This is a genomic window from Nocardioides psychrotolerans (assembly GCF_900113685.1).
Taxonomy (GTDB): Bacteria; Actinomycetota; Actinomycetes; order Propionibacteriales; family Nocardioidaceae; genus Nocardioides; species Nocardioides psychrotolerans.
Map to the genome: position 1 here is coordinate 154475 of NZ_FOQG01000002.1, position 22692 is coordinate 177166.

At 72.1% G+C, this 22692-nt stretch carries 21 protein-coding genes; 14 read left to right on the plus strand and 7 right to left on the minus strand.

All coding sequences use genetic code 11. The annotated features are described in order from the left end of the window. Window positions 1–12 precede the first annotated feature (12 nt). The gene (efeB, locus tag BM204_RS02905; RefSeq protein ID WP_256215518.1) at window positions 13–1293 is read left to right on the plus strand and encodes an iron uptake transporter deferrochelatase/peroxidase subunit; all 1281 of its coding nucleotides are present in this window, start codon (window positions 13–15) and stop codon (window positions 1291–1293) included. Window positions 1294–1662: 369 nt separating this feature from the next. Here efeB and BM204_RS02910 read toward each other — a convergent pair whose 3' ends face one another. The 5 genes from BM204_RS02910 to BM204_RS02930 all read right to left on the minus strand — a co-directional run bounded on the left by BM204_RS02910 (window position 1663) and on the right by BM204_RS02930 (window position 4932). After that, window positions 1663–2001: a putative quinol monooxygenase gene (locus tag BM204_RS02910; RefSeq protein WP_091110271.1), complete on the minus strand. Its 339-nt coding sequence runs from the start codon at window positions 1999–2001 to the stop codon at window positions 1663–1665. Window positions 2002–2068: 67 nt separating this feature from the next. Then, window positions 2069–2398: a VOC family protein gene (locus tag BM204_RS02915; protein WP_091110272.1), complete on the minus strand. Its 330-nt coding sequence runs from the start codon at window positions 2396–2398 to the stop codon at window positions 2069–2071. A gap of 10 nt (window positions 2399–2408) precedes the next feature. Further along, on the minus strand, window positions 2409–2813 hold the full coding sequence (locus BM204_RS02920) for a PPOX class F420-dependent oxidoreductase (protein ID WP_091110274.1): 405 nt from the start codon (window positions 2811–2813) through the stop codon (window positions 2409–2411). A gap of 9 nt (window positions 2814–2822) precedes the next feature. Beyond that, entirely contained in the window at window positions 2823–3335 is a 513-nt protein-coding gene (locus tag BM204_RS02925) for a GNAT family N-acetyltransferase (RefSeq protein WP_143099640.1), read from the minus strand. Window positions 3336–3348: 13 nt separating this feature from the next. Beyond that, window positions 3349–4932: an ABC-F family ATP-binding cassette domain-containing protein gene (locus BM204_RS02930; RefSeq protein ID WP_091110276.1), complete on the minus strand. Its 1584-nt coding sequence runs from the start codon at window positions 4930–4932 to the stop codon at window positions 3349–3351. 219 nt (window positions 4933–5151) lie between these two features. Here BM204_RS02930 and serA point away from each other — a divergent pair, with 219 nt between their 5' ends. Continuing rightward, complete coding sequence (serA, locus tag BM204_RS02935; protein ID WP_091110277.1) at window positions 5152–6738, plus strand: phosphoglycerate dehydrogenase; 1587 nt, start codon at window positions 5152–5154, stop codon at window positions 6736–6738. A gap of 182 nt (window positions 6739–6920) precedes the next feature. Here serA and yczR read toward each other — a convergent pair whose 3' ends face one another. After that, window positions 6921–8360 carry a MocR-like transcription factor YczR gene (gene yczR / locus BM204_RS02940; RefSeq protein ID WP_091110279.1) on the minus strand — a complete coding sequence of 480 codons (1440 nt, stop codon included), beginning with the start codon at window positions 8358–8360 and terminating at the stop codon, window positions 6921–6923. 61 nt (window positions 8361–8421) lie between these two features. Between yczR and yczE the strand changes: the two genes are divergently transcribed. The 11 genes from yczE to BM204_RS02995 all read left to right on the plus strand — a co-directional run bounded on the left by yczE (window position 8422) and on the right by BM204_RS02995 (window position 21562). Beyond that, entirely contained in the window at window positions 8422–9093 is a 672-nt protein-coding gene (yczE, locus tag BM204_RS02945) for a membrane protein YczE (protein ID WP_091110280.1), read from the plus strand. A gap of 66 nt (window positions 9094–9159) precedes the next feature. Then, the gene (locus BM204_RS02950; protein ID WP_091110282.1) at window positions 9160–10413 is read left to right on the plus strand and encodes a toxic anion resistance protein; all 1254 of its coding nucleotides are present in this window, start codon (window positions 9160–9162) and stop codon (window positions 10411–10413) included. A 38-nt stretch (window positions 10414–10451) separates the two neighbouring features. Next, window positions 10452–10964, plus strand: a complete 513-nt coding sequence (locus BM204_RS02955; RefSeq protein ID WP_091110283.1) for a hypothetical protein — start codon at window positions 10452–10454, stop codon at window positions 10962–10964. Then, entirely contained in the window at window positions 10957–12528 is a 1572-nt protein-coding gene (locus BM204_RS02960) for an AAA family ATPase (protein WP_091110285.1), read from the plus strand. Before BM204_RS02955 ends, BM204_RS02960 begins: the two co-directional genes overlap by 8 nt. Next, the gene (locus tag BM204_RS02965; protein WP_091110287.1) at window positions 12525–13847 is read left to right on the plus strand and encodes a GlnX family signal transduction membrane protein; all 1323 of its coding nucleotides are present in this window, start codon (window positions 12525–12527) and stop codon (window positions 13845–13847) included. The genes BM204_RS02960 and BM204_RS02965 overlap by 4 nt, the downstream gene beginning before the upstream one ends. Further along, window positions 13844–14818: a glutamate ABC transporter substrate-binding protein gene (locus tag BM204_RS02970; protein ID WP_091110289.1), complete on the plus strand. Its 975-nt coding sequence runs from the start codon at window positions 13844–13846 to the stop codon at window positions 14816–14818. The genes BM204_RS02965 and BM204_RS02970 overlap by 4 nt, the downstream gene beginning before the upstream one ends. After that, window positions 14815–15963, plus strand: coding sequence for a hypothetical protein (locus tag BM204_RS02975; RefSeq protein WP_143099641.1), 1149 nt, complete (start codon window positions 14815–14817; stop codon window positions 15961–15963). Before BM204_RS02970 ends, BM204_RS02975 begins: the two co-directional genes overlap by 4 nt. Then, window positions 15960–18362, plus strand: a complete 2403-nt coding sequence (locus BM204_RS02980; protein ID WP_246165822.1) for a serine/threonine-protein kinase — start codon at window positions 15960–15962, stop codon at window positions 18360–18362. Before BM204_RS02975 ends, BM204_RS02980 begins: the two co-directional genes overlap by 4 nt. Next, entirely contained in the window at window positions 18359–19540 is a 1182-nt protein-coding gene (locus tag BM204_RS02985; RefSeq protein WP_091110292.1) for a PP2C family protein-serine/threonine phosphatase, read from the plus strand. Before BM204_RS02980 ends, BM204_RS02985 begins: the two co-directional genes overlap by 4 nt. Beyond that, window positions 19533–20810, plus strand: a complete 1278-nt coding sequence (locus BM204_RS02990) for a vWA domain-containing protein (RefSeq protein ID WP_091110294.1) — start codon at window positions 19533–19535, stop codon at window positions 20808–20810. Before BM204_RS02985 ends, BM204_RS02990 begins: the two co-directional genes overlap by 8 nt. Continuing rightward, window positions 20807–21562, plus strand: a complete 756-nt coding sequence (locus BM204_RS02995; RefSeq protein WP_246165824.1) for a double zinc ribbon and FHA domain-containing protein — start codon at window positions 20807–20809, stop codon at window positions 21560–21562. Before BM204_RS02990 ends, BM204_RS02995 begins: the two co-directional genes overlap by 4 nt. 58 nt (window positions 21563–21620) lie before the next feature. Here BM204_RS02995 and BM204_RS03000 read toward each other — a convergent pair whose 3' ends face one another. Next, entirely contained in the window at window positions 21621–22187 is a 567-nt protein-coding gene (locus BM204_RS03000) for an O-methyltransferase (RefSeq protein WP_091110295.1), read from the minus strand. Between the two features lie 369 nt (window positions 22188–22556). On the opposite strand from BM204_RS03000, the gene BM204_RS23120 reads away from it, so the two are divergent. Continuing rightward, window positions 22557–22682: a hypothetical protein gene (locus BM204_RS23120; protein WP_256215521.1), complete on the plus strand. Its 126-nt coding sequence runs from the start codon at window positions 22557–22559 to the stop codon at window positions 22680–22682. The last annotated feature ends 10 nt before the right edge of the window (window positions 22683–22692 follow it).

Below are 22692 nucleotides of genomic sequence, written 5' to 3' on the forward strand. Positions count from 1 at the left end.
GTCGTGGGACGCGTGCGCGGCGAAGCGGGTCGGGTTTCCCGGCGAGGGCTGCTCGGTGGGGGAGTCGCCGTCGCCGGGGTGGCCGGCGCGTTCGTCACCGGCCGCGCGACGGCCGACGAGGCACCGCCCGCCGGGGGCGCGTCGGCGTCGCGTGCTCCGTCGTACGACTTCCGCGGGGTGCGGCAGGCGGGCATCGTGACGCCGGCGCAGGACCGGCTGCACTTCGCGGCGCTCGACGTCGTCACGGACTCGCGCGAGGAGCTGATGACGCTGCTCCGGGCCTGGACCGTGGCGGCCGAGCGGATGACGACGGGTCTGCCGGCGGGCGAGATCGGGCCGGTCGAGGGCTCGCTGGACCTGCCGCCCGACGACACCGGCGAGGCGATCGGCCTGGCAGCGAGCGGGCTGACGATCACCTTCGGCTTCGGTCCCTCGCTCTTCCGCGACGCTGAGGGGCGCGATCGCTTCGGCCTTGCCGACCGGCAGCCCGAGGCGTTGCGCGACCTCCCGCACTTCCCGGCGGACCTGCTCGACCCGGCCCGCTCGGGCGGCGACCTGTGCATCCAGGCGTGCGCCGACGACCCGCAGGTCGCCGTGCACGCCGTGCGCAACCTGGTGCGGATCGGCTTCGGCACCACCTCCGTGCGATGGTCGCAGCTCGGCTTCGGTCGTACGTCGTCGACCTCGGTCACCCAGGACACCCCGCGCAACCTCTTCGGGTTCAAGGACGGCACCGCCAACGTCAGGGCGGAGGAGGCGGTGGCCCTCGAGGAGAACGTCTGGGTGGGGTCGTCCGACGATGCCTCCGCGGCGTGGCTGGTGGGTGGGTCCTACCTCGTCGCACGTCGCATCAACATGACCATCGAGGTCTGGGACCGCCAGCCGCTGGGGGACCAGGAGGCCTTCGTCGGCCGCACCAAGGGCAGCGGCGCCCCGTTGTCGGGTGGCGAGGAGCTCAGCACCCCCGACTTCGCGATGCCGGGTCGCGGTGGCCCGATCATCGCCGCGGACGCGCACGTGCGGATCGTCCACCCCGACCAGCACGGGGGAGCGCGGATGCTGCGCCGCGGCTACAACTTCGTCGACGGCACCGATGCGCTCGGCGGTCTCGACGCGGGGCTCTTCTTCGTCGCCTACGTGCGCGACCCGCGCACCGGCTTCACCCCGGTGCAGAACGCGATGGCCAAGCACGACGCGCTGATGGAGTACCTCAAGACCACCGGCTCCGCGCTCTTCGCCGTCCCGCCCGGCATCGGCCCTGATGAGTTCGTCGGGCAGGCGTTGTTCGACTGAGGGTGCCTCGAGACACCTCGACCATCGTTGAACCGGTGTGGGGCAACGTCGACGATGCCATCGACGAGGTCAAGTGGACGCTCATGACGATGGAGCCCTGGACTCAACTGAGACCTACGCCCTCTACGAGCAGTACAGGCTGGTTCCTCTCAACTGAGGCGACGTGGCCCGAGAGCTGCGCAGAGGGACTGCGTCGTCGGACGTACTCAATCGTCCCTACCCGCCGTTCCTCACGCCTGAGGCGGGTGCGCGAGAGAGCAAGCGTACGTCCGACTACGCGACACGTTGTCCGTCCCCGCATTGTCGGGCCGCGATCGACGGGCACACGGGTCGGCGTCACCCAGACCAGTCCTACCCGGACGTCGAGGGTCAGACCACGTCCACTCGATCTCCGGATGCGGTGGGGCGTTTGGACCAGACGGGCGTCAGCGGCGTGACCTGGGGTGGGCCGGTCAGCAGCGGTTCGACGTCACGCAGGTAAGCGGCGTAGGCGGCGGTCTGCAGGAACTGCTGCGAGGACTCGGCGCTGTCGTAGACCTGGAAGGCGCTGATCGCGTCGGGGTCGGTGTCGTCGAAGCAGTAGAAATAGGCGAGGTGGCCGGGGTTGCCGTCGACGGCGGGGGCGAGGTGGGTCTCCCAGACCTTGCGGACCTGGTCCCTCTGACCGGGTCGGGTCTGGTGCCGGATGATCAGTGCGAGCTGCGTCATGAGGCGATGGTGTCAGCGGACGCCGACAGTCGTCGGACAGCGACATGGCGCCCGGCATGAGGCGGCCTCACGCCACGCAGAACTCGTTGCCCTCGGGATCGAGCAGGACGACGTGACCGAGCACCCCGTCGTAGTGCTCCGAGCGCACCTCGGTGGCGCCGGCGCCGACGAGCTGGGTGACCTTGGCGCGGATGAGCGCCTCCCGCTCGGCCAGGTCCCACGGCGGCTCGCCGGCGACGCGCACGTCGACGTGCATCCGGTTCTTGGCGGTCTTGGGCTCGGGAGCCAGCAGGAAGCCGATCGCCGGGCCGACGCCGTCGGGGTCGATGATCGAGGCGTTGTCAGGCTCGTCGAAGCCGGGCTCGAGGACGTAGCCGAGGGTCCAACGGGTCGCCATGCCCGTCGACCTACCCGGCCTGCTCCGCGAGGCGCACGAGCACGACCGTGTCGGCGTACGTCAGGCCCTTGCGGCCCTGCGGGCCGAGCGTGGAGAGCACCTTGGTCACCTTGGTCATGAAGCCGTACTTCTCCCGCACGCGACCTTGCACCTCGTCGAACAGCGCGCCGGAGCGCACCATCTCCGCGGTGCCCTCGACGGGCGTGGTGCTGTCCTTGACCTTGCCCCTCCGGTCGGAGGGTTGCAGGAGCACGCGGGGCGTGTGGGCCAGGCGCTTGGTCTTGCCCGTGTCCATCGCGGTCCAGAAGCCGACGCGACCGTCGCTCACCGCCACCACCCAGGTGGGCGTCGCGACGGCCTCGCCGGAGCGGCGGAACGTGGTGAAGGAGATGAACTGCTCGTCGGCGATGGCCATGGGTCGAGGCTAGTCCCGCGGAGGCGTGGCGAGGAACATCCGCGACGGCGACTCGTACCACTGGTGGGTGGTCCCGAGGTCGCGCAGGCCGAGCCGCTGGGCGACCCGGAGGGAGGCCTCGTTGTCGACCATCATCAGCACCCGGATCTCGTCGAGGCCGGCGGCGAGGCCGTGGTCGATGGCCGCCTGCGCCGCCTCGGTGGCGTAGCCGTGACCGTGCGCGTCGGGGTGCAGCGTCCAGCCGACCTGGACGAGGCCGCCGGCGTCCGGCACGAGCACCAGGCAGACCCAGCCGACGACGCCACCGGTGGCGCGGACCTCGATCGCCCACTGGTGCAGCGGCGCCTCCAGCTCGCGCCAGAAGGCGATCTTGGCGCGGGCGGCGTCGAGGTCGCGCATCAGCTGCGGCTCACCGTCGTCGAGCCAGCGCACGACATCTGTGCGCCCGAGCACGTCGAGCACGAAGCCCGCGTCGTCAGGGGCGAAGGAGCGCAGGTGCAGCCGCTCGGTCTCGAGGTCCATGAGCGTCACCCTGTCATCCGACAGGCCCCAGCTCGACGGTGCGGTCGACGCCGATGTCGGCGAGGAACACCGCGTCGTGGCTGGCGACGAGCAGCGCGCCGCGGTAGGAGGCGAGCGCCGACACCAGGGCGTCGTACGACGGCAGGTCGAGGTTGTTGGTCGGCTCGTCGAGCAGCAGGAGCCGGGGCGCGGGGTCGGCGAGCAGGACGGCCGCGAGCGTCGCGCGGAAACGCTCGCCGCCGGAGAGCCCGCCCACGAGCCGCTCGGCGGCGGCGCCGCGGAAGAGGAACCGCGCCAGGCTCGCGCGCACGGCGTTGTCGTCGACCCCGGGTGCCCGTGCCACGACGTTGGCCACGACGGACAAGCCGTTGTCGAGCAGGTCGAGCCGCTGGGGGAGCAAACCGAGGGCCACGTGCACCTCGACCGACCCCGCGAGGGGAGCGAGACGCCCAGCGACGGTGTGCAGCAGCGTGGTCTTGCCGCTGCCGTTGGGGCCGACCAGCGCGACCCGGTCGGGTCCGTGCACGTCCAGGTCGACCGCCGCGCCGGTGCGGAGCACCAGGCCGCGGGTGGTGAGGACCGTGCGACCGCGGGGCACCTCGGTGCCGGGCAGGTCGATGCGGATCTCGCGGTCCTCGCGCAGCCGCGACTCGGCCTCGTCCAGACGCTCGCGCGCCGACTCGAGCCGCGCCTGGTGCACCCCGCGCAGCCCGGCGGCGGACTGCTCGGCCCGGTTCTTCTTGTAGTTGACCTGGCCCTTGCCGAGACCGGCCGACTGCTCCGCACGGTGGGCGACCCGCCGCCGGTGCGCCAGCTGCCGCTCCGCCTCCACCTGGTCGTGCCGCTGGCGCCGCACGTCCGAGCGAGCCCCGGCGACGGCCTGCTCCGCGGCGACCTGCGCTGCGTAGGACGACCACCCGCCGCCGTACCACCGCACGGCGCCGGCCCTCAGCTCACCGATCCGGTCGACGCGCTCGAGCAGCTCGCGGTCGTGACTGACGACGACGAGCGTGCGGGTCCAGCCGTCGACGACGTCATGGAGCCGCTGACGGGCCGCGGTGTCGAGGTTGTTGGTCGGCTCGTCCAGCAGGAGTACGTCGATCCTCTGCAGCAGGAGCCGTGCCAGGCCGAGCTGGGTGACCTCGCCACCGGAGAGCTCGCCCATCGTGCGACCCAGCACGTCGACCGGGAGCCCCAGGCGGGCGAGCTCGGCGACGGCTCGGCGCTCGACGTCCCAGTCGTCGCCGATGACGTCGAAGTCGGCCTGGTCGACCGAGCCGGCCTCGACGGCGCCCAGAGCCTCGAGCACGGGCGCGATGCCGAGGAAGTCGGTGACCCGCCGGCTGGTGCACAGGCTCAGGTCCTGGGGGAGGTAGCCGACCTCACCGAGGACCGCGACGTGCCCACGGGTGGGCGTGAGCACGCCCGCGACCAGGCGCAGCAGCGTGGACTTGCCGGACCCGTTGGTGCCGACCAGGCCGGTGCGGCCGGGGCCGACCAGGAGGTCGAGACCGTCGAGGACAAGACGATGGCCGTCGGGCCGTGACGAGTCAGGGAAGGCGAAGTCGACCGAGGAGAAGGTGATGACGGCGGACATGCGAGCTCTGAGCAGGGTGGGTCGGGGCGCCGGGACACGGCGCAGGGACGGCACCTCAGAGCAGCACGCGGGACCACCTCGGAGCGGGGGAAGGACAGGTCGACCGTAGACGTCTTGCCCGGTGTGCGCGATTGATTTTCGACTGTGACGGTCAGGTAACGTGACACCGGCACAGCGTCGTGCGCCCTCCACCCCTGCGCCAACCCTGAGGACACCGCCGTGAGCAAGCCCGTCGTACTCATCGCCGAGGAGCTGAGCCCCGCCACCGTCGAGGCGCTCGGCCCGGACTTCGAGATCCGCAGCTGCAACGGGGCCGACCGGGCCGAGCTGCTGTCGGCGATCGTGGACGTGGACGCCCTGCTGGTGCGCTCGGCGACGAAGGTCGACGCCGAGGCGCTCGCCGCGGCGACCCGGCTCAAGGTCGTCGCCCGCGCCGGGGTCGGTCTCGACAACGTCGACGTCCGCTCCGCGACCCAGTCCGGCGTCATGGTGGTCAACGCGCCGACCTCCAACATCGTCTCCGCCGCCGAGCTCGCGGTCGCGCTGATGCTCGCCGCGGCCCGCCACGTCTCGCCGGCCCACGCCGGGCTGCGCAACGGGGAGTGGAAGCGCTCGAAGTACACCGGCATCGAGCTCTACGAGAAGACCGTCGGCATCGTCGGTCTCGGCCGCATCGGCGTCCTCGTCGCTCAGCGACTGAGTGCCTTCGGGATGAACGTCATCGCCTACGACCCCTATGTGCAGGCCGGCCGTGCCGCGCAGATGGGCGTGCGTCTCGTGGACCTCGACACCCTGCTCGCTGAAGCCGACTTCATGTCGGTCCACCTGCCCAAGACCCCGGAGACCGTGGGTCTGATCGGCGCCGAGCAGCTCGCCAAGGCCAAGTCGTCGCTCGTGCTCGTCAATGCCGCCCGGGGGGGCATCGTCGACGAGGCCGCGCTCTACGACGCCCTCAAGACCGGCCGCATCGCCGCCGCCGGCCTCGACGTCTTCGCCCAGGAGCCGTGCACCGACAGCCCGCTCTTCGAGCTCGAGAACGTCGTGGCCACGCCCCACCTCGGCGCCTCGACCGACGAGGCCCAGGAGAAGGCCGGCATCGCCGTCGCCAAGTCGGTGCGCCTCGCGCTCTCCGGGGAGCTCGTGCCCGACGCGGTCAACGTGCAGGGCGGGGTGATCGCCGAGGACGTGCGCCCCGGCATCCCGCTCACCGAGAAGCTCGGCCGCGTGTTCACGGCGCTGGCCGGCGAGGTCGCCCAGCAGATCGACGTCGAGGTCCGCGGCGAGATCACCGAGTTCGACGTCAAGGTGCTCGAGCTCGCGGCCCTCAAGGGCGTCTTCACCGACGTCGTCGAGAACCAGGTGTCCTACGTCAACGCACCGCTGCTCGCGGCCGAGCGCGGGACCGCCGTACGCCTCGTCCTGGACTCCGAGAGCCCCGACCACCGCAACCTGATCACGCTGCGCGGCACGCTGGCCGACGGCTCGCAGGTCTCGGTGAGCGGCACGCTCGTGGGCATCAACCAGAAGGAGCGCCTGGTCGAGGTCAACGGTTTCGAGATCGACATCGAGCCGACCGACCACCTTGCCTTCTTCACCTACGCCGACCGCCCCGGCATGGTCGGCACCGTCGGCCAGGTCCTCGGCGACGCCGGCGTCAACATCGCCGGCATGCAGGTCGCCCGCGACGCCAAGGGTGGCCAGGCCCTCGTCGCTCTCTCGGTCGACTCCGCCATCGCCACCGAGACGCTCGCCGAGATCGAGACCGCGATGGACGCCTCCAGCGTCCGCGCGGTCGACCTGGACTGAACCGGTTCGGCCGTCGGCTGCTCCATCAAGGTACGTCGACGAAACGCCACCTCCCACGACGTAGACCCCGTGGTCAGTGGCGTGTCGCCGTGGGAGTGGCTCCCGGCGACCCAGCCGCCCCAGCGTCTGCTACATCGCGCCGACTCGGCGTTGCTACATCGCGCCGACTCGGCTTGGGGGGGTCAGGCCACCATCACCCGTGCGGACGTGCGGCGCGCGCCCTGCGGCCGATCACGTACGACGGACCACGCGGCCGCGATCCGGCGCACGGCCTCCTCGAGCTCGTCGCCCGGGCGCGTCCAGGGGATCCGCACGAACTGGTCGAGCCCACCCTCGGCCGCGAAGACCGGGCCGGGCGCGATGATCACGCCGCGGCGCTCGGCCTCGTCGGCGAGCGCGGTGCCGAGCGGCCCGGGCAGCTGGCACCACAGCGCCAGACCGCCGCCGGGGAGCCGGGAGCGCCACTCGGGGAGGTGCTCGGCGACCGCGGCGGCCAGGCGGTCCCGCTGCGGACGCAGCCGGTCGCGCTGGGCGTCGACGACCTCCTCGCCACGGGCCAGCAGCCGGGTCAGCACCAGCTGCTCCATCACCGGCGCGCCCAGGTCGAGACCCACGCGGGCACCGGTGAGCCGCTCCATCTGCCCCTCGGGCGAGCGGATCCACCCCAGCCGCAGGCCGCCCCAGAACGTCTTGCTGGCGCTGCCGATCGTGATCGTCTCCGGCGCGAAGGCCGCGAACGGACGCGGCATCTGCTGGCCGTCCAGCGCCAGCGCCTGGTGGGCCTCGTCGACCACCGCGACCGTGCGCGCCCGCCGCAGCAGTGCGGCGTACTCCTCGCGCTGGGCCTCGCTCATCAGGTGGCCGGTGGGGTTCTGGAAGTCGGGGATCAAGTAGGCCAGCCGCGGGGAGGTTTCCCGCAGCGCGGTCGCGACCGCCCCGAGATCCCAGCCGTCGGGGTCGACCGGCACCGCGGCGAGCCGCGCCCCACGGTGCCGGATCGACAAGGTGGCGTTGGGGTAGACCGGCGACTCGACGAGCACCCGGTCGCCGGTCCCGGTGAAGGCCTGCGCGACGATCGCGGCCGCCGAGAGCGCACCGGGCGTCACCATGACCTGCTCGGGCGCGGTCGGCAGCCCGCGGGCGTCGTACGTCGCAGCAATGGCGGCCTGGAGCTCGGGAAGCCCGGCCGGGAAGTAGCCGTGACCGCCGAGGTACGCCGGCAGGTCGGCGGTTGCCTCGGCGTAGGCCTGGGCGACTCCCGGGGGCGCGGAGGCTGCGGCGCAGTTGAGGTCGATCGCCTCGCGGTCGCCGGAGCTGGGCAGCAGGGACCGGTCGTGGGCCCGGGCGCGGCCGCCCGGGACGCGGGTGAAGGTGCCGGAGCCCTGGCGGGCCTCGGCGTAGCCGCTGTCGCGCAGCGCGGCGTAGGCACGGGTGACCGTGGTGCGCGAGACCCCGAGCGACTCGGTGAGCTCGCGCTCGCTGGGCAGGCGGGTGCCCAGCCCGATGCGGCCATCACCGATGAGCAGCCGAAGGGCGTCGGCGAGTCCGGCGTAGGCGGGGGAGCGGTCGAAGCCGCCGACCAGGGCGGCCGTGCGGGCAGCGGAGATGGTGGACGTGCTCATGCAGTCCACTGTCTCACGATTGGCTATTTGATCAAGTGCCAATCTGGCGCAGGCTGGTCCCATGACCCTCAGCCGCACGCCCACGAGCCCGGCTTCTTCTCCCGTGCCGCTCGCCGAGCTGGGTCCGGTCGCCCAGCTGCGCGCCGGCCGGTTGGGGGTGCGGCTGCCGCTGCTCTTCGTCGGCCTGGTCGTCTACGGCGCCTCGCTGGCGATGATGGTGCGCGCCGACCTCGGCCTCGCGCCCTGGGACGTGCTGCACTCCGGGCTGATCCGGCACCTGCCGATCACGCTGGGCCAGGCGGTCGTGCTGATGAGCTTCGTGGTGCTGGTGCTGTGGATCCCGCTCAAGGAGATGCCCGGCCTCGGCACGATCTCCAACGCGATCGTCGTCGGGGTCTCCGCCGACGCGACCCTCCTGGTCCTCGACCGCCCCGACGCGGTGGCGCTGCGGATCGCGCTGATGGTCGCGGGCGTGCTCACCTGTGGGCTGGCGACGGCGCTCTACATCGGTGCCCAGCTCGGGCGCGGCCCGCGCGACGGGCTGATGACCGGGCTGGCGCGTCGTACGGGGCTCTCGATCCGGCTCGTGCGCACGCTGCTCGAGGTCGGTGTCGTGCTGGTCGGGCTCCTGCTGGGGGGCGTGCTCGGCATCGGGACGATCGTCTTCGCGCTCGCGATCGGTCCGATCACGCAGGTGCTGCTGCCGATCTTCGTCGTCGACCTCCAGGCTTAGAGACGGCGCCTTCTCCGCCGTGACAGACTGCCGCCGACGGCCCCAGTCCGAGCACGCGGAGGCAGCATGACGACTTCACCCGGTCCCGAGAACGGCGCCGCTGCCGCGGCGCCCGCCCCCCTGGCGCCGCCCGAGGCGGTGCTGACCCTCACCGCTCCCGCACCGCCCGCCCTGGTCATCGAGACCCAGGCGCCCCAGATGGCACCGCAGGTCTCGGCCGAGGCGATCCCCGAGCTCGACACGAAGGTCGACACCTTCATGACCGCGCTGACGAACGCCGCGAGCCGCAGCCCGGAGTTCGCCGCCCAGGCCGAGAGCGTGCGCACCATGGGTGACGCCGACATCCGCAAGGCGGCCGAGACGTCGAACCGGATGCTCAACCAGCCGGTGCGGGCCCTCAAGGAGGGTGGCCTCTCCCAGGGCTCCGAGGTCGGCAAGACCCTGCTCGAGCTGCGCCGCACGGTCGAGGACCTCGACCCCAGCGAGGCCAAGGGCGCCCGCAAGTTCATGGACTGGCTGCCCTTCGGCGACAAGGTCGAGGATTACTTCCGCAAATACCAGTCCAGCCAGAGCCAGCTCAACGGGATCCTGCACGCCCTGCGCAACGGCCAGGACGAGCTGACCAAGGACAACGTCGCGCTCAACCTCGAGAAGACCAACCTCTGGGCGGTCATGGGCCGGCTCAACCAGTACGTCTACGTCGCCGAGCGCCTCGACGCCAAGCTGTCGGCCAAGATCGCCGAGCTCGAGCTCTCCGACCCCGAGGCCGCCAAGGCGCTCTCGCAGGACGTGCTGTTCTACGTGCGCCAGAAGCACCAGGACCTGCTCACCCAGCTGGCGGTGTCGATCCAGAGCTATCTCGCGATCGACATCATCATCAAGAACAACATCGAGCTCATCAAGGGCGTCGACCGGGCATCGACGACCACCATCTCCGCGCTGCGCACGGCGGTGATCGTGGCGCAGGCGCTGGGCAACCAGAAGCTGGTGCTCGACCAGATCACCGCCCTCAACACCACGACGTCGAACATGATCCAGCGGACCTCGGAGATGCTGAAGGAGAACAGCGCCGCGATCCAGGAGCAGGCCGCGTCGTCGACGATCGGCATGGAGCAGCTGCAGGCGGCCTTCGCCAACATCTACGCCACGATGGACTCGATCGACGAGTTCAAGGTCAAGGCCCTCGACAACATGTCGGCCACGATCGGCGTGCTCGAGACCGAGGTCGTGAAGTCGCGGTCCTACCTCGAGCGGGTCCAGGCCCACGACGCCCGCAACGCCACCGGCACCCTCGACCTCTCCAACGTGCCGACCCTCTGAGCAACCCCACCCCGAGGACCCGACCACCCGAGGACAGCGTGAGTCTCAAGTCATGGCTGCAACGTCGACGCCAGGCAGAGGAGCCGACCTCGTCGGTGCCTCCGGCGCCGACCGAGCAGGACATCCTCGCCTCGCTCAACCGGGTCAACGCGATGCTCAGCGAGGGCAACGCCCCCCCGGTCGTCACCTCGCGGGTCATCCGGATCGCCCGCACGATCAACGACACGCTGCCGCGGCTGCGCCACCTGGGCCTGGGCAGCATGGAGAGCTACTCCGTCGTCGCCACGGCGACCGACTACCTGCCCGAGGCGGTCGGCGGCTACCTCCGGCTGCCGCGGGAGTGGGCCGACACGCGCCCGATCGACGGCTACAAGACCTCGCTGATGGTGCTCATCGACCAGCTCGAGCTCCTCGGCGCGACGATGGACCAGATCTTCGACGCCGCCAACCGCGCCGACGCTCAGGCGCTGCTGGCGCACGGCATGTTCCTCGAGAGCAAGTTCGGCCACTCGGGTGGCACCGACCTCACCCTGGGATCCCCGCATGACTGACGCCCTGAGCCTCTCCGCCGCCCTCGACGCGCTGGTCGCGGTCGCCACGGCCGCCGGGGTCGACGCCGCCACGGCCCGCCGTGAGGGGGAGTGCCTGGCCGCGACCATCGCCGAGCCGGCCCGCGGGGCCTTCGTCGACTGGTCCGAGCAGACCGGCCGCCCCCGCTCCTCGGAGGAGTTCATGGACGCAGCGTCGCGGGGGCGCCGCTACCGCTCCGCCCCCACCCCGGCCATGAACGGCCTCGCGTTGGCGCGTTCGCCCCAGGCTCCGTCGTACGCGAAGGCGCTGGCGGACGTCGCGCTGGCAGCTGCCTCGCTGGGGGAGGAGAGTCCCCGTGCGGTCGGCAACGCCGCCACTGCTGCGGCCGCACAGCTCGGCGAGGCCGCTCCCACGGCCGTGCCCACGACCGCCGAAGGGACCGGGCTCGACCTGACGCAGCCGCACGAGCAGGCCCGCACCGGGGATCACTTCCTCGCGCAGATGATGGACCAGCTCACCCAGGTGCAGCGCAAGATCGCCAACCTCGACCTCCAGCAGAGCGATGTGCGGCCGCCAGTCGAGCTCCCGCCCACGACGCAGGGCCCGGGGGTGGACGGTGCTGCGCCGGTCGCGACCCAGCCCCCGCCGGCCGAGCCCGATAAGCCCGAGGAGCCCGCCGAGCCGGAGCCGGAGCCCAAGAGCGTCGAGGAGCTGCTCGCCGAGCTCGACGTCCTCGTCGGGCTGACCGACGTGAAGGGCGAGATCCACCGGCAGGCCGCGATCCTGCGCGTCGAGGGGCTGCGCAAGGACGCCGGGCTCACCTCGCCGACCATCACCCGGCACATGATCTTCAACGGCAACCCCGGCACCGGCAAGACGACGGTGGCCCGGCTGGTAGCCGGCATCTACCGCGCGCTCGGACTGCTCACGAAGGGTCAGCTGGTCGAGGTCGACCGTTCCGAGCTGGTCGCGGGCTTCCTCGGTCAGACCGCGATGAAGACCGCCGAGGTCGTGAGGTCCGCCGAGGGCGGGGTGCTCTTCATCGACGAGGCCTACTCGCTGGCCGGTGACCAGTACGGCCAGGAGGCCGTCGACACCCTGGTCAAGGAGATGGAGGACAAGCGCGACGACCTCGTCGTGATCGTCGCGGGCTACCCCGTGCCGATGGAGGTCTTCATCGCCCAGAACCCCGGGCTCGAGAGCCGCTTCCGCACCCAGATCGACTTCGTCGACTACACCGACGACGAGCTGGTCAGGATCTTCGGCGTCATGGCCACCGCAGCGGAGTACGACGCCGGCGACCCGGTCCTCGAGCGGCTGCGCGAGCTGCTCGCTGCCGTCCAGCGCGGCCCGCAGTTCGGCAACGCCCGCTACGTGCGCAATGTCCTCGAGGCCGCGATCGGGCGCCACGCCTGGCGTCTGCGCGACATCGAGGCCCCGACGATCGAGCAGCTGCGCACGATCGAGGCCGACGACTTGGACCCGCTCGTCGCCGACGGCCCCACCGAACCGGTCGACTGGGATCCCGAGCCGTCCACCGAGCCGTCCACCGAGCCGTCCACCGTCGAGGAGGAGCCCGCATGAGTCAGGCCCAGGCCCCCAGCCCGGCCCCCGTGCCGCGCCCGGCCCCGATCCGCGCACCGGCCGGCCTCGCGACCCCGGCGACCCCGGCGATCCGGGCCCAGGCGAGCGCCGGTCTTGCCGGCCGCCCGACCGGCACGGTCGAGGACGTGCCGCAGCTCCTGAACCGGTGGCAGGCGATCGCGGTGACCACGTGCGTGGTCTTCGGGGTGCTCGCCGCGCTGTTCCAGCTGCTCGCCTGGCAGGCCACCGGCCGCGCCGCCGACAACACCGAGCAGCTGGTCCGGGTCCAACAGATCCAGTCCTCACTCTTCCGCGCCGACGCGCTCGCCACCAATGCCTTCCTGGTCGGGGGGCTCGAGGACGCCGAGCAGCGCGCCGAGTACGACGCCGCGATCGACCAGGCGCTGCGCCAGATCGCCGATGCGGCCGAGGCCCAGCCGGCCGACCGTGCGGTACTCGCCGACCTCAACACCGAGGTGGCGGCCTACGCCACCGGCATCACCCAGGCCCGGGACAACAACCGGCAGGGATTCCCGATCGGCGCGCAATACCTTCGCGAGGCCGGCTCCGGTCTGCGCGCGGATGCCGTGCCCATCCTGGGTGCGCTCGCGGACGCCAACACCGAGCGGGCCGAGGACGAGATGGACGGCCAGAACACGCTGCCGCTCCTCGTCGTCGGGATTGCCGCGATCGCCGGGCTGTGGTGGGTCAACCGACAGCTGGCCAAGCGCTTCCGTCGGAGGTTCAACCTCGGCATCGCCGTGGCGGCGGTGGCCATCGGCCTCGTGACGCTGGTCGGTGCGGGTGTCAGCGCAGCCAAGTCCGGCGACAACGACCGCCTGCGCGAGGGCAGCTTCACTCAGGCGATCGACGAGTCCACGGCGCGCACGGCCGCCAACGACGCCAAGGCGCAGGAGAGCGGGCGACTCATCGCCCGCGGCTCGGGCGCCACCACGGAGCCCTTGTGGCAGGAGCGCGCCACGGTGGTCCAGGGCGCTGCGTCGGGTGAGACGCTGTTCCTGTGGACGGTCTACACCGACCTGCACGCCGCCATCGTCGCGAGCGACGACGAGGGCGACTGGACGGGGGCGGTCGAGCTGGCCACGACGACCGAGCCGGGCAGCGCCAGCGCCGCACTCACCGAGTTCGACCAGGCCTCGCAGCAGGTCGTCGACCAGGCGGCCTCCCAGACCTCCGAGAGTCTCCGCTCCGGTGGCGTCGTGGCCTGGGCCCTGATGATCGTGTCCCTGCTGGTGGGTCTCGGGTCGGCGGGGGCCGTCGCCCGGGGCGTCGGGCAGCGACGGAAGGAGTACGCATGAGCAGGCGCGCAGGTCCCGTGGTCGTCGTCGCGGCGCTCGCCGTGCTGCTCGCCGGTTGCGGCGGCTACGACGAGACCGTCGTAGCCGACCCCGAAGCGGCCCCGGCCTCGTCCGTGCCGCCCGCGACCACGCCTCCGGTGTGCGACAACGCGACCCAGTCCTACGCGCCGTCCGGGCCGCTGCCCGCTCCGGACGACCTCCCGCCGGGCTCGACCATGGAGAAGATCCGGGACCGGGGTCGGCTCATCGCCGGGGTGTCGGCCGACACCTACCTCCTCGCGTCCAACAGCCCGTTCACGGGCCAGATCGAGGGCTTCGACATCGACATGGTCGAGCAGGTGGCCGACGCGATCTTCGGTGACCCGAAGGCCTACGAGCTCAAGGTCATCACGGCCGGCGACCGGCTCCCGGCGCTCGTGGAGAGCCGGGTCGACATCGTCGTGCGCAACATGACGATCAACTGCGCCCGCTGGGAGGAGATCGCCTTCTCTGCGGAGTACTACCGCTCCGGCCAGAAGATCCTGGTCCGCGAGGACCTTGCCGACGACGGGGTCGACTCGGTGACCGAGCTCGGCGGCGTCCGCGTCTGTGCTCCCACGGGGACCTCTAGCCTGGACAACGTCCGGCGCGAGGCGCCCGACGCGGTGGTCGTCGAGGCACCCACCCACACCGGTTGCCTCGCCCTCTTCCAGGAGGGTGAGGTCGACGCGATCACCGGCGACGACACCGTGCTCGCCGGGCTCGCGGCCCAGGACCCCTACGCCGTCGTGCCCGAGCAGGAGACCTTCACCGACGAGCCCTACGGCATCGGCGTCAACGCCGCCGACGTCGACCTGGTCCGCTTCGTCAACAGCATCCTGGAGCGCATGCGCAGCGACGGCAGCTGGCGCGCCAGCTATCTGCAGTGGCTCCAGCCGACGCTGGGCCAGGGCGCCGGGCAGCCGCAGCCGATCTACGGGCGCACGCCGTGAGCCTGCCCACGAGCCTCACCGCGCCCGCCGCCCCCGGTCGGATGGGACAGGCCGTCGAGCCGGCGCTGCTCCAGGACTACCTGGGCGACCTGGAGGCCTGGGTGCGCGGCCGGCGTACGGAGCTCGACGACCTCGACAGCGCTGCGCTCGCCGCCAAGCGTGGTGCAGACGTCGCGGCCGACATGGCCCTGTCGCTCGCGCTGTGGAAGGCCGTGTCGGACCGCTACCAGCTGGTCTTCGCCACCTGGGACGGCGGCCGCGTGCTCGAGGCCGAGCGGGCCAAGATCGCCACCCTCGTCTGGGGGCGTCTCGATGGCGCGACGACGCTGCCCGGTGACCTCGTGGTCTCGCTGCCGGAGGCCTGCCGGCTCTCCGACGCGCTCGCCGGCCAGCTCCGCACCCGCCTCGCGCTGGTGCCCGGAGCGGACGCCTCGGCGGCCCGTGTCAAGCAGCTGCGCGCGCAGGTCGAGCGGCTGCGCGACCAGGTCGGCCTCGAGCCGGCCGCGCAGCGCGACGTGGCGGTCGACGAGCTCGCCGGCCTGATGGCCCGCCTCGAGGAGATCGCAGACAAGGCGTCGCGCGGCGCCGACGTCGGAGGGCTCCTCGGCCCGATCGAGATCGACGCGACCCGCTTCGAGCGCGACCTGATCGTCGGCAATGCCCGGCGCCGCGACGCGCGAGACCAGGTGCAGAAGGCCCGTGAGCTGCGCGCCGACCTCGAGGCGCGCGAGGCCGCGCTCACCCACCTCGCCGACACCTGCGTGCGCACCGTCGACCCGGCGCCGCACTATGCCGTGCCCGACGTCGACATGCTCGGAGCGATCCCCAACACCCCCGAGGCGATCGGGCCCTACCTCGATCGCCTCGACCGCGTCGGGCAGGCGATGTCGATGGCGCAGGAGAAGTACGCCGCCGCGGTGGCCGAGCGCACCGACCTGCTCGAGCTCCTCGACGCCTACGTCGCCAAGGCCACCGCGCTGGGCCTGGCCGACCGGCCCGACCTGCGCGACAGCGAGCAGCGGGCGCGCGACGTGCTCGCGCGTGAGCCCGCCCCGATGGCGGTGTGCCGTCAGCTCGTCGTGACCTACCAGACCTGGCTCACCCAGCTCGGCGACGCCGCCGCGAGATCGAGGGAGACCGCGTGAGCGCCCAGCCCGACGCCCAGTCCTGCACCCAGCCCGGCTGCACGGGCACCGTCGCCGACGGCTACTGCGACGTCTGTGGCATGGCGGCCGCCCCCGGAGCGGCTGCCGCTGCCGCCTCGGCCACCTCCTCGCCGACGTCCCCCGGGGTCGTGCCCGTCGCGGTCGCGGCGAGCGACGGCGCCACGTGCACGCAGCCCGGCTGCTCCGGCACGATCGCCGACGGCTACTGCGACACCTGCGGCATGGCCGCGGCGCCCGGTGCCTCGGCCTCCGTCGCGGCCGCGGTGGGGGAGAGCCAGCCGCTGTCGGGTGGCGAGGTGTCGGTCGCGACGTCGGCCAGCAAGGTGCAGTCGGCCGCGATCGGGTCGGCCCGTGCCCGCGGCACGTCGTCGACGCGGCGCACCCGCGCCGGCTCGCAGCGCATGCGTGCTGCCCGCCTCGGGGCCGGCCTGACCGTCGTACCCCCGGCGCCGCCGGTCGACGCGAGCCTGGCGATCAACCCGGACCCGCAGGTGCCGGAGGACAAGCGCAGCTGCTCCAAGTGCGGCACCAAGATCGGTCGCTCGCGCGACGGCCAGCCGGGGCGCACCGAGGGCTTCTGTCCCCAGTGCGGCCAGGAGTTCTCCTTCTCGCCCAAGCTCCGGCCCGGCGACGTCGTCGGTGGTCAGTACGAGATGGTCGGCGCCATCGCCCACGGTGGCCTCGGCTGGATCTATCTCGCCAAGGACCGCAACGTCTCCAACCGCTGGGTCGTGCTCAAGGGCCTGCTCAACTCCGGCGACCCCGACGCCCTCGCCGCGGCGATCGCCGAGCAGCAGTTCCTCGCCCAGGTCGAGCACCCGCTGATCGTCGAGATCTACAACTTCGTCACCCACGAGGGCGCCGGCTACATCGTCATGGAGTACGTCGGCGGCAAGTCGCTCAAGCAGATCCTCAAGGCCCGCATGAGCGCCAACAAGGGGGTCTACGACGCGCTGCCGGTGGACCAGGCGCTGGCCTACCTGCTCGAGGTGCTGCCGGCCTTCCAGTACCTCCACGACCTCGGGCTGGTCTACTGCGACTTCAAGCCCGACAACCTGATCCAGGTCGGCGACGCGGTCAAGCTGATCGACCTCGGCGGGGTGCGGCGCATCGACGACGAGGAGTCCGCGATCTACGGCACCGTCGGCTACCAGGCACCCGAGGTGGCCGAGGTCGGGCCGAGCGTGGCCTCCGACATCTACACGATCGGCCGCACGCTGGTCGTGCTGTGCATGGAGTTCCGCGGCTACCAGGGCACCTACCTCCACACCCTGCCGCCGCCGGTGACCACGCCGCTGTTCGCCCGCTACGACTCGCTCTACTGGCTCATCGCCAAGTGTTGTGCGGCCGACCCGGGCGACCGGTTCGCCTCGGCCGACGAGCTGCGCACGCAGCTGCTCGGCGTGCTCCGCGAGGTCGTCGCGTCCCGCACCCAGGGGACCGCGCTCACCTCGGCCGCCTCGCTGCTCTTCGAGCCGCCGGTGACGTCGACCTCTGCCCTCGAGTGGTCGCAGCTGCCGGCCCTGCGCGAGGACACGACCGACGACCAGCACGCGTGGCTGGCCACCATCGGGTCCGACGATCCGGCGCAGCGGTTGGAGGACCTCGAGGACGCCCCGGAGAGCAGCGCCGAGGTGTGGCTCGCCCGCGCCCACGCGGCCCTGGAGCTCCGGGAGCCGGCCCGGGCCCGCGGTTACGCCGCCGACCTGCTCGCCGAGGACCCCTGGGAGTGGCGTGCCCTGTGGGTCGACGGTCTCGCCGCCTTGCAGCTGGAGGACTGGGACACCGCGAAGGCATCGTTCAACGCGGTCTACCAGCAGGTGCCCGGCGAGCTCGCGCCCAAGCTCGCGCTGGCCGTCGCCTGCGAGCGTGGTCAGCAGGGCGACGTCGCCGAGGGGCTCTACGCCACGTGCGCCGCGACCGACGCCAACTATGTCGCACCGGCTGCCTTCGGCATGGCCCGGGTGCGCGCGCGCCGCCACGACATGACCGGCGCGATCGCGGCCCTCGACCAGGTGCCCTCGACCAGCCGTGGCTTCCCGGAGAGCCGTCAGCTCCGTGCCGACGTGCTGCTCAGCGGTGGCTCGGGCGACCTGGCGCTGCTCGACCAGGCGATGGGCAGCATCGGCTCGGTGCCGCTGGACCCGCGCACGCGCGAGACCTACACCGTCAAGATCCTGGCCCAGGCGCTCGACGTGGTGCTGGCCGGAAACGGCCGTCCGGATGCGAGGGTGGGCGAGCACCCGGCCACCGAGGCCGGGCTGCGCGAGGGGCTCGAGCGGTCCTACCGGGCGCTGGCGCGTGATGCGGCCGACGTCAAGGCACGCATCGAGCTCGTCAACCAGGCCAACGCCGTACGGATGTGGACGCTGACATGACCCAGACCCCCGCCCCGACCCCTGGCCCAACCCCGGGCCCAGGCGCTCAGACCTGCCCGGCCTGCGCCTCCGCGATGCCGGCCGGCACGTTGTTCTGCGAGAACTGCGGTGCGTCCCTGGGCACGCCCGCTCCGGTCGACCCGAGCGCGCGGCCGGTCTCGTTGCAGGGTGCCATGCCGGCGGACGGGCCCAGCCCGATCGACGAGGCCGCGCCGATCAGCGCCGCGACCCGGCCGGTCCCGGCGTCGGTCCCGGGGTCGGTCGCCGCGACCGTGCCCGGGCCGGTGCCGTGCCGCAGCTGCGGCGCCTCGGTCGGTCCTGACGGCTACTGCGAGCAGTGCGGCACGAAGGCGCCCAGCGAGCGGGACCACTTCCGCGAGGCTCCCGCGGACTGGGTGGCCGGGGTCTGCGACCGCGGCATCCGCCACACCCGCAACGAGGACGCGATGGCGCTGCTCGCCTCGCCGGTCGCGGGGGAGCGGGCCCTCCTGCTGGTCCTGGACGGCGTCTCCAACACCGATGACTCCCACATCGCCTCGCTCGCCGGGGCCCGCGCGGCGCGCGACGTGCTGCGGACCCCGATGCCTCGCGGTCTGGGCACCCCGGTGGCTCGCCTCGCCGCGGTGACCAAGGTCTTCAGCGACGCCGTCGTGGCGGCCAACCAGGCCGTCGTCGCCTCCACCCCCGAGGGGTCGGTCAACCCGCCGTCGGCCACGTTCGTGTGCGTGGTGGTCGAGGGCGGCACCCTGTCCTTCGCCAACGTCGGTGACTCGCGCGCCTATTGGCTGCCCGACGGCGCACCCGGTGTCCAGCTCTCGGTCGACGACTCGGTCGCGCAGCAGATGATCGCCTCGGGGATCCCCCGCGCCCAGGCGGAGACGTCACCCCAGGCGCACGCGATCACCAAGTGGCTCGGCCGCGACGCCGGCGACATCACCCCGCGGGTGGGCGAGCTCGAGGTGGTCGGACCCGGCTGGGTCCTGGTCTGCTCCGACGGGCTGTGGAACTACGCCTCGGAGCCGGAGGCGCTGCAGGAGCAGATCCGGCTCAGCGGCGCGAGAGACCCCGCGACCCTGGCGCTCGCGCTCACCGACTTCGCCAACGCCCAGGGCGGGATCGACAACATCACCACCACGCTCGCACGCGTGGTCGCACCCCAGGAGGAGACCCATGGCTGAGTTCACCGCCGCCGTCTACCAGAACGAGTTCCTGCCCGACGGGGGCACCGACGTCAACGCGATCGTCACCGTGACCTGTGCCGGCGCTGGGACGGCCGGCCAGTCCGGCGGGGGAGCGGCCGGCGAGATCATCATCGTCGACACCTCAGGCTCCATGGGGCCGCAGACGATGGCCGCCGCCAAGCAGGCCGCGCAGGCCGCGCTCGCGGAGATCCTCGACGGCACGTGGTTCGCCGTGATCGCCGGCTCCGACCGGGCGATGCTCGCCTACCCCCAGGTCTCCTCGGGACCCGGCCTCGTGGCCATGGACGCGCGCACCCGTGAGGAGGCGCGGGCCGCCATCGGGCGCTTCGTCGGCAGTGGTGGCACCGCGATCGGCACCTGGCTCGACCTCGCCGGCACGCTCTTCGCCTCCGTCCCCGGGGTCACCCAGAAGCACGCGATCCTGCTCACCGACGGCGAGAACCGCGAGCAGCCCGGGGCGCTCGACGCCGCCATCCGGCGCGCCACCGGCATGTTCCAGTGCGACTGCCGGGGTGCCGGCACCGACTGGCAGGTCGAGGAGGTGCGCCGGATCTCCCAGGCGCTCCTCGGCACCGTCGACATCATCCCGGAGCCCTCGCAGATGCAGGCGCAGTTCGAGGAGATGATGCGCAGCTCGATGGCACGCGGTGTCTCCGACGCCCAGCTGCGTGTGTGGACGCCCCAGGGTGCGCAGGTGCTGTTCGTGCGTCAGGTCGCACCGACCGTCGAGGACCTCACCGACCGCCGGGTCGTGGTCAACCCGCTCACCGGCGCCTATCCCACCGGCGCGTGGGCTGACGAGTCCCGCGACTACCACGTGGCGGTCCGGGTCGCAGCCAAGGCGATCGGGCAGGAGCAGCTCGCCGCGCGCGTCCAGGTCGCCCTGGGCGACAACGTCGCCGCGCAGGCGCTGGTCAAGGCGACCTGGTCCAACAACTCCGAGCTCACCACGCGCATCGACCAGCAGGTCGCCCACTACACCGGGCAGACCGAGCTGGCCTCGATGATCCAGGAGGGGTTGGCCGCCAAGGCCGCCGGTGATGCGGCGACCGCGACGACCAAGCTGGGGCGCGCCGTACAGCTCGCGGCCGAGACGGGCAACGACGAGGCGACCTCCAAGCTGCGCAAGGTCGTCGACATCGACGACGAGAAGGAAGGCACCGTCCGGCTCAAGGCGGCGGTCCAGAAGGCTGACGAGATGGCCCTCGACACCGCCTCCACCAAGACCACCCGGATCAAGAAGTGAACGTCTGCCCCGCGGGCCACGACACCGCCGCGACCGATTACTGCGACGTCTGCGGGATCGCGATGGGGGCGGCGCCGGCTGCCTCGTCCGCTGCTCCCGGGTCTGCGCCCGTTCCGGCCGAGGCGACGGCGACCATGCCCACGTCGTCGGCGACCTGCCCGCACTGCTCCACGGTCAACCCGGCCAACGCGCTGTTCTGCGAGGCGTGCGGCTACGACTTCACGACCGGCACGATGCCGCGCCCGCTCACCCCACCGCTCACCCCGCCTACGGCGTCTGCCGCTGCCGCTGCCGCTCCCGCCGCTCCGGTAGCGCCGGCCGACCCCAACCCCGCGCCGGCGCTGGCCGACTCCTGGGTGGCGGAGGTCTGGATCGACCCTGACTGGTACACCGACCAGAAGTCGACCGACCCCCTGCCCTCACCCGGCCTCCCGGTCGTGGTGTCCCTCAAGCACACCTCGATCCTGATCGGTCGCGCCTCCCGCAGCCGCAACATCACCCCCGACATCGACCTCTCCTCCGACAACGGCATCAGCCGGCGTCACGCGCAGCTGACGACGGATGGCACCCGCTGGTGGGTCGAGGACCTCGGCTCCTCCAACGGCACCTACGTCGGCAGCTCCGTCGGCCCGCTCCCCGGGACGCCGGTCCCGCCGGGGCAGAAGAAGGAGATCGCCGGCGGCGACCGGGTCTACGTCGGCGCCTGGACCCGGATCGTCGTACGACGTGCGACGGACGGCGAAGTGCCATGACTTCGTCATGGCATTGGGAGGACTCGCTTCGCTCGTACTCCCGGGACGCTGGTCGGTCTTAACGCCGCGTGGCGATGAGGGTGGAGGCGTCGGAGGCGACCATGACCTCGACGGTCGTGAAGCGCTCGTCGGTGAGCCACTGCTCGCGCAGAGTGTCGACGCGACCGGCGGAGATGGGGGGCCACACCTCGCACGGGGTGAAGTCGTCGAGAACGACGATGCCTCCCGGCTCGACCAGGTCGGCGACGGCGTCGACGCCGACCTCGCCCGGCTGACCCGAGTCGAGGAACAGCAACGAGAACGGGCCCTTGTCGAGGAGCGTGGACCAGTCGGCCGCGAGCACCTCGACCTGGGGGTCGTCGACGAAGATCTCGGCGGCCGCGGTGGCCAGCTTGGCGTTGAGCTCGGCGCTGATGATCTTCGCGTCACCACGGACGCCGGAGCGCAGCCAGGCGGTGCCGACCCCGCACCCGGTGCCGAACTCCGCCATCGTGCCCTCGCGGGTAGCGGCCAGGGTGGCCAGCAGACGGCCGGTCTCGTTGCGGCAGAAGGAGACATATCCGGCCTTGCGGGAGACGGCGAAGGCGCGGTGCACCACGTCGGGGAGGTCAGGCCGGGCGCTCATGGAGCGAGTCTTTCATCATGGGACGCGTATCTCGGCATGTGGACACATCGTGAAAGGCCATGGCCGGGGGATGACGGCTGCTCCTAGACTGACGCCATCATGCGGAGCGTTTTCGTAATTATCGAACGCCGCGGCGAGGCCTAGCAGTCACCACTGCTTACAAGAGGCCACCTCGTCGCGGTGTGCGTCGTGCGGTCTCTTGCCCAGTCTCTCGCTCCGCCGCAGGATCCCGATCAGCCACCGCGCGATCCGCATCCTGCTTCGGTCAGCTCCTCTCACGCGATCCGTGAGCCCGCACCCACCTGCGGCGGGGCGACGACGACCCTCTCTCTCACCTCTGCCGAGCACGAGATCCACAGGAGATCCGCCATGTACGACATGTACCCCGAGTGGGGCCCGGCCCAGCACAACCCCGAGAACCCGCGCAGCCACGAGGCCGTCCAGGCGTCGCTTGACCTGCGAGACAACGGCGGCCAGCGCCCGGACGACAACTAACGTCTCCCTC

Bases quoted from the DNA above. Each gene is read 5' to 3' on its own strand.
- BM204_RS23120 (WP_256215521.1), top strand. From the start codon at position 22,557: ATGTACGACATGTACCCCGAGTGGGGCCCGGCCCAGCACAACCCCGAG.
- BM204_RS02985 (WP_091110292.1), top strand. From the start codon at position 18,359: ATGACCCAGACCCCCGCCCCGACCCCTGGCCCAACCCCGGGCCCAGGC.
- BM204_RS03000 (WP_091110295.1), bottom strand. From the start codon at position 22,187: ATGAGCGCCCGGCCTGACCTCCCCGACGTGGTGCACCGCGCCTTCGCC.
- yczE (WP_091110280.1), top strand. From the start codon at position 8,422: ATGACCCTCAGCCGCACGCCCACGAGCCCGGCTTCTTCTCCCGTGCCG.
- BM204_RS02950 (WP_091110282.1), top strand. From the start codon at position 9,160: ATGACGACTTCACCCGGTCCCGAGAACGGCGCCGCTGCCGCGGCGCCC.
- BM204_RS02965 (WP_091110287.1), top strand. From the start codon at position 12,525: ATGAGTCAGGCCCAGGCCCCCAGCCCGGCCCCCGTGCCGCGCCCGGCC.
- BM204_RS02960 (WP_091110285.1), top strand. From the start codon at position 10,957: ATGACTGACGCCCTGAGCCTCTCCGCCGCCCTCGACGCGCTGGTCGCG.
- BM204_RS02910 (WP_091110271.1), bottom strand. From the start codon at position 2,001: ATGACGCAGCTCGCACTGATCATCCGGCACCAGACCCGACCCGGTCAG.
- BM204_RS02990 (WP_091110294.1), top strand. From the start codon at position 19,533: ATGGCTGAGTTCACCGCCGCCGTCTACCAGAACGAGTTCCTGCCCGAC.
- BM204_RS02970 (WP_091110289.1), top strand. From the start codon at position 13,844: ATGAGCAGGCGCGCAGGTCCCGTGGTCGTCGTCGCGGCGCTCGCCGTG.
- yczR (WP_091110279.1), bottom strand. From the start codon at position 8,360: ATGAGCACGTCCACCATCTCCGCTGCCCGCACGGCCGCCCTGGTCGGC.
- BM204_RS02915 (WP_091110272.1), bottom strand. From the start codon at position 2,398: ATGGCGACCCGTTGGACCCTCGGCTACGTCCTCGAGCCCGGCTTCGAC.
- BM204_RS02930 (WP_091110276.1), bottom strand. From the start codon at position 4,932: ATGTCCGCCGTCATCACCTTCTCCTCGGTCGACTTCGCCTTCCCTGAC.
- BM204_RS02925 (WP_143099640.1), bottom strand. From the start codon at position 3,335: ATGGACCTCGAGACCGAGCGGCTGCACCTGCGCTCCTTCGCCCCTGAC.
- BM204_RS02920 (WP_091110274.1), bottom strand. From the start codon at position 2,813: ATGGCCATCGCCGACGAGCAGTTCATCTCCTTCACCACGTTCCGCCGC.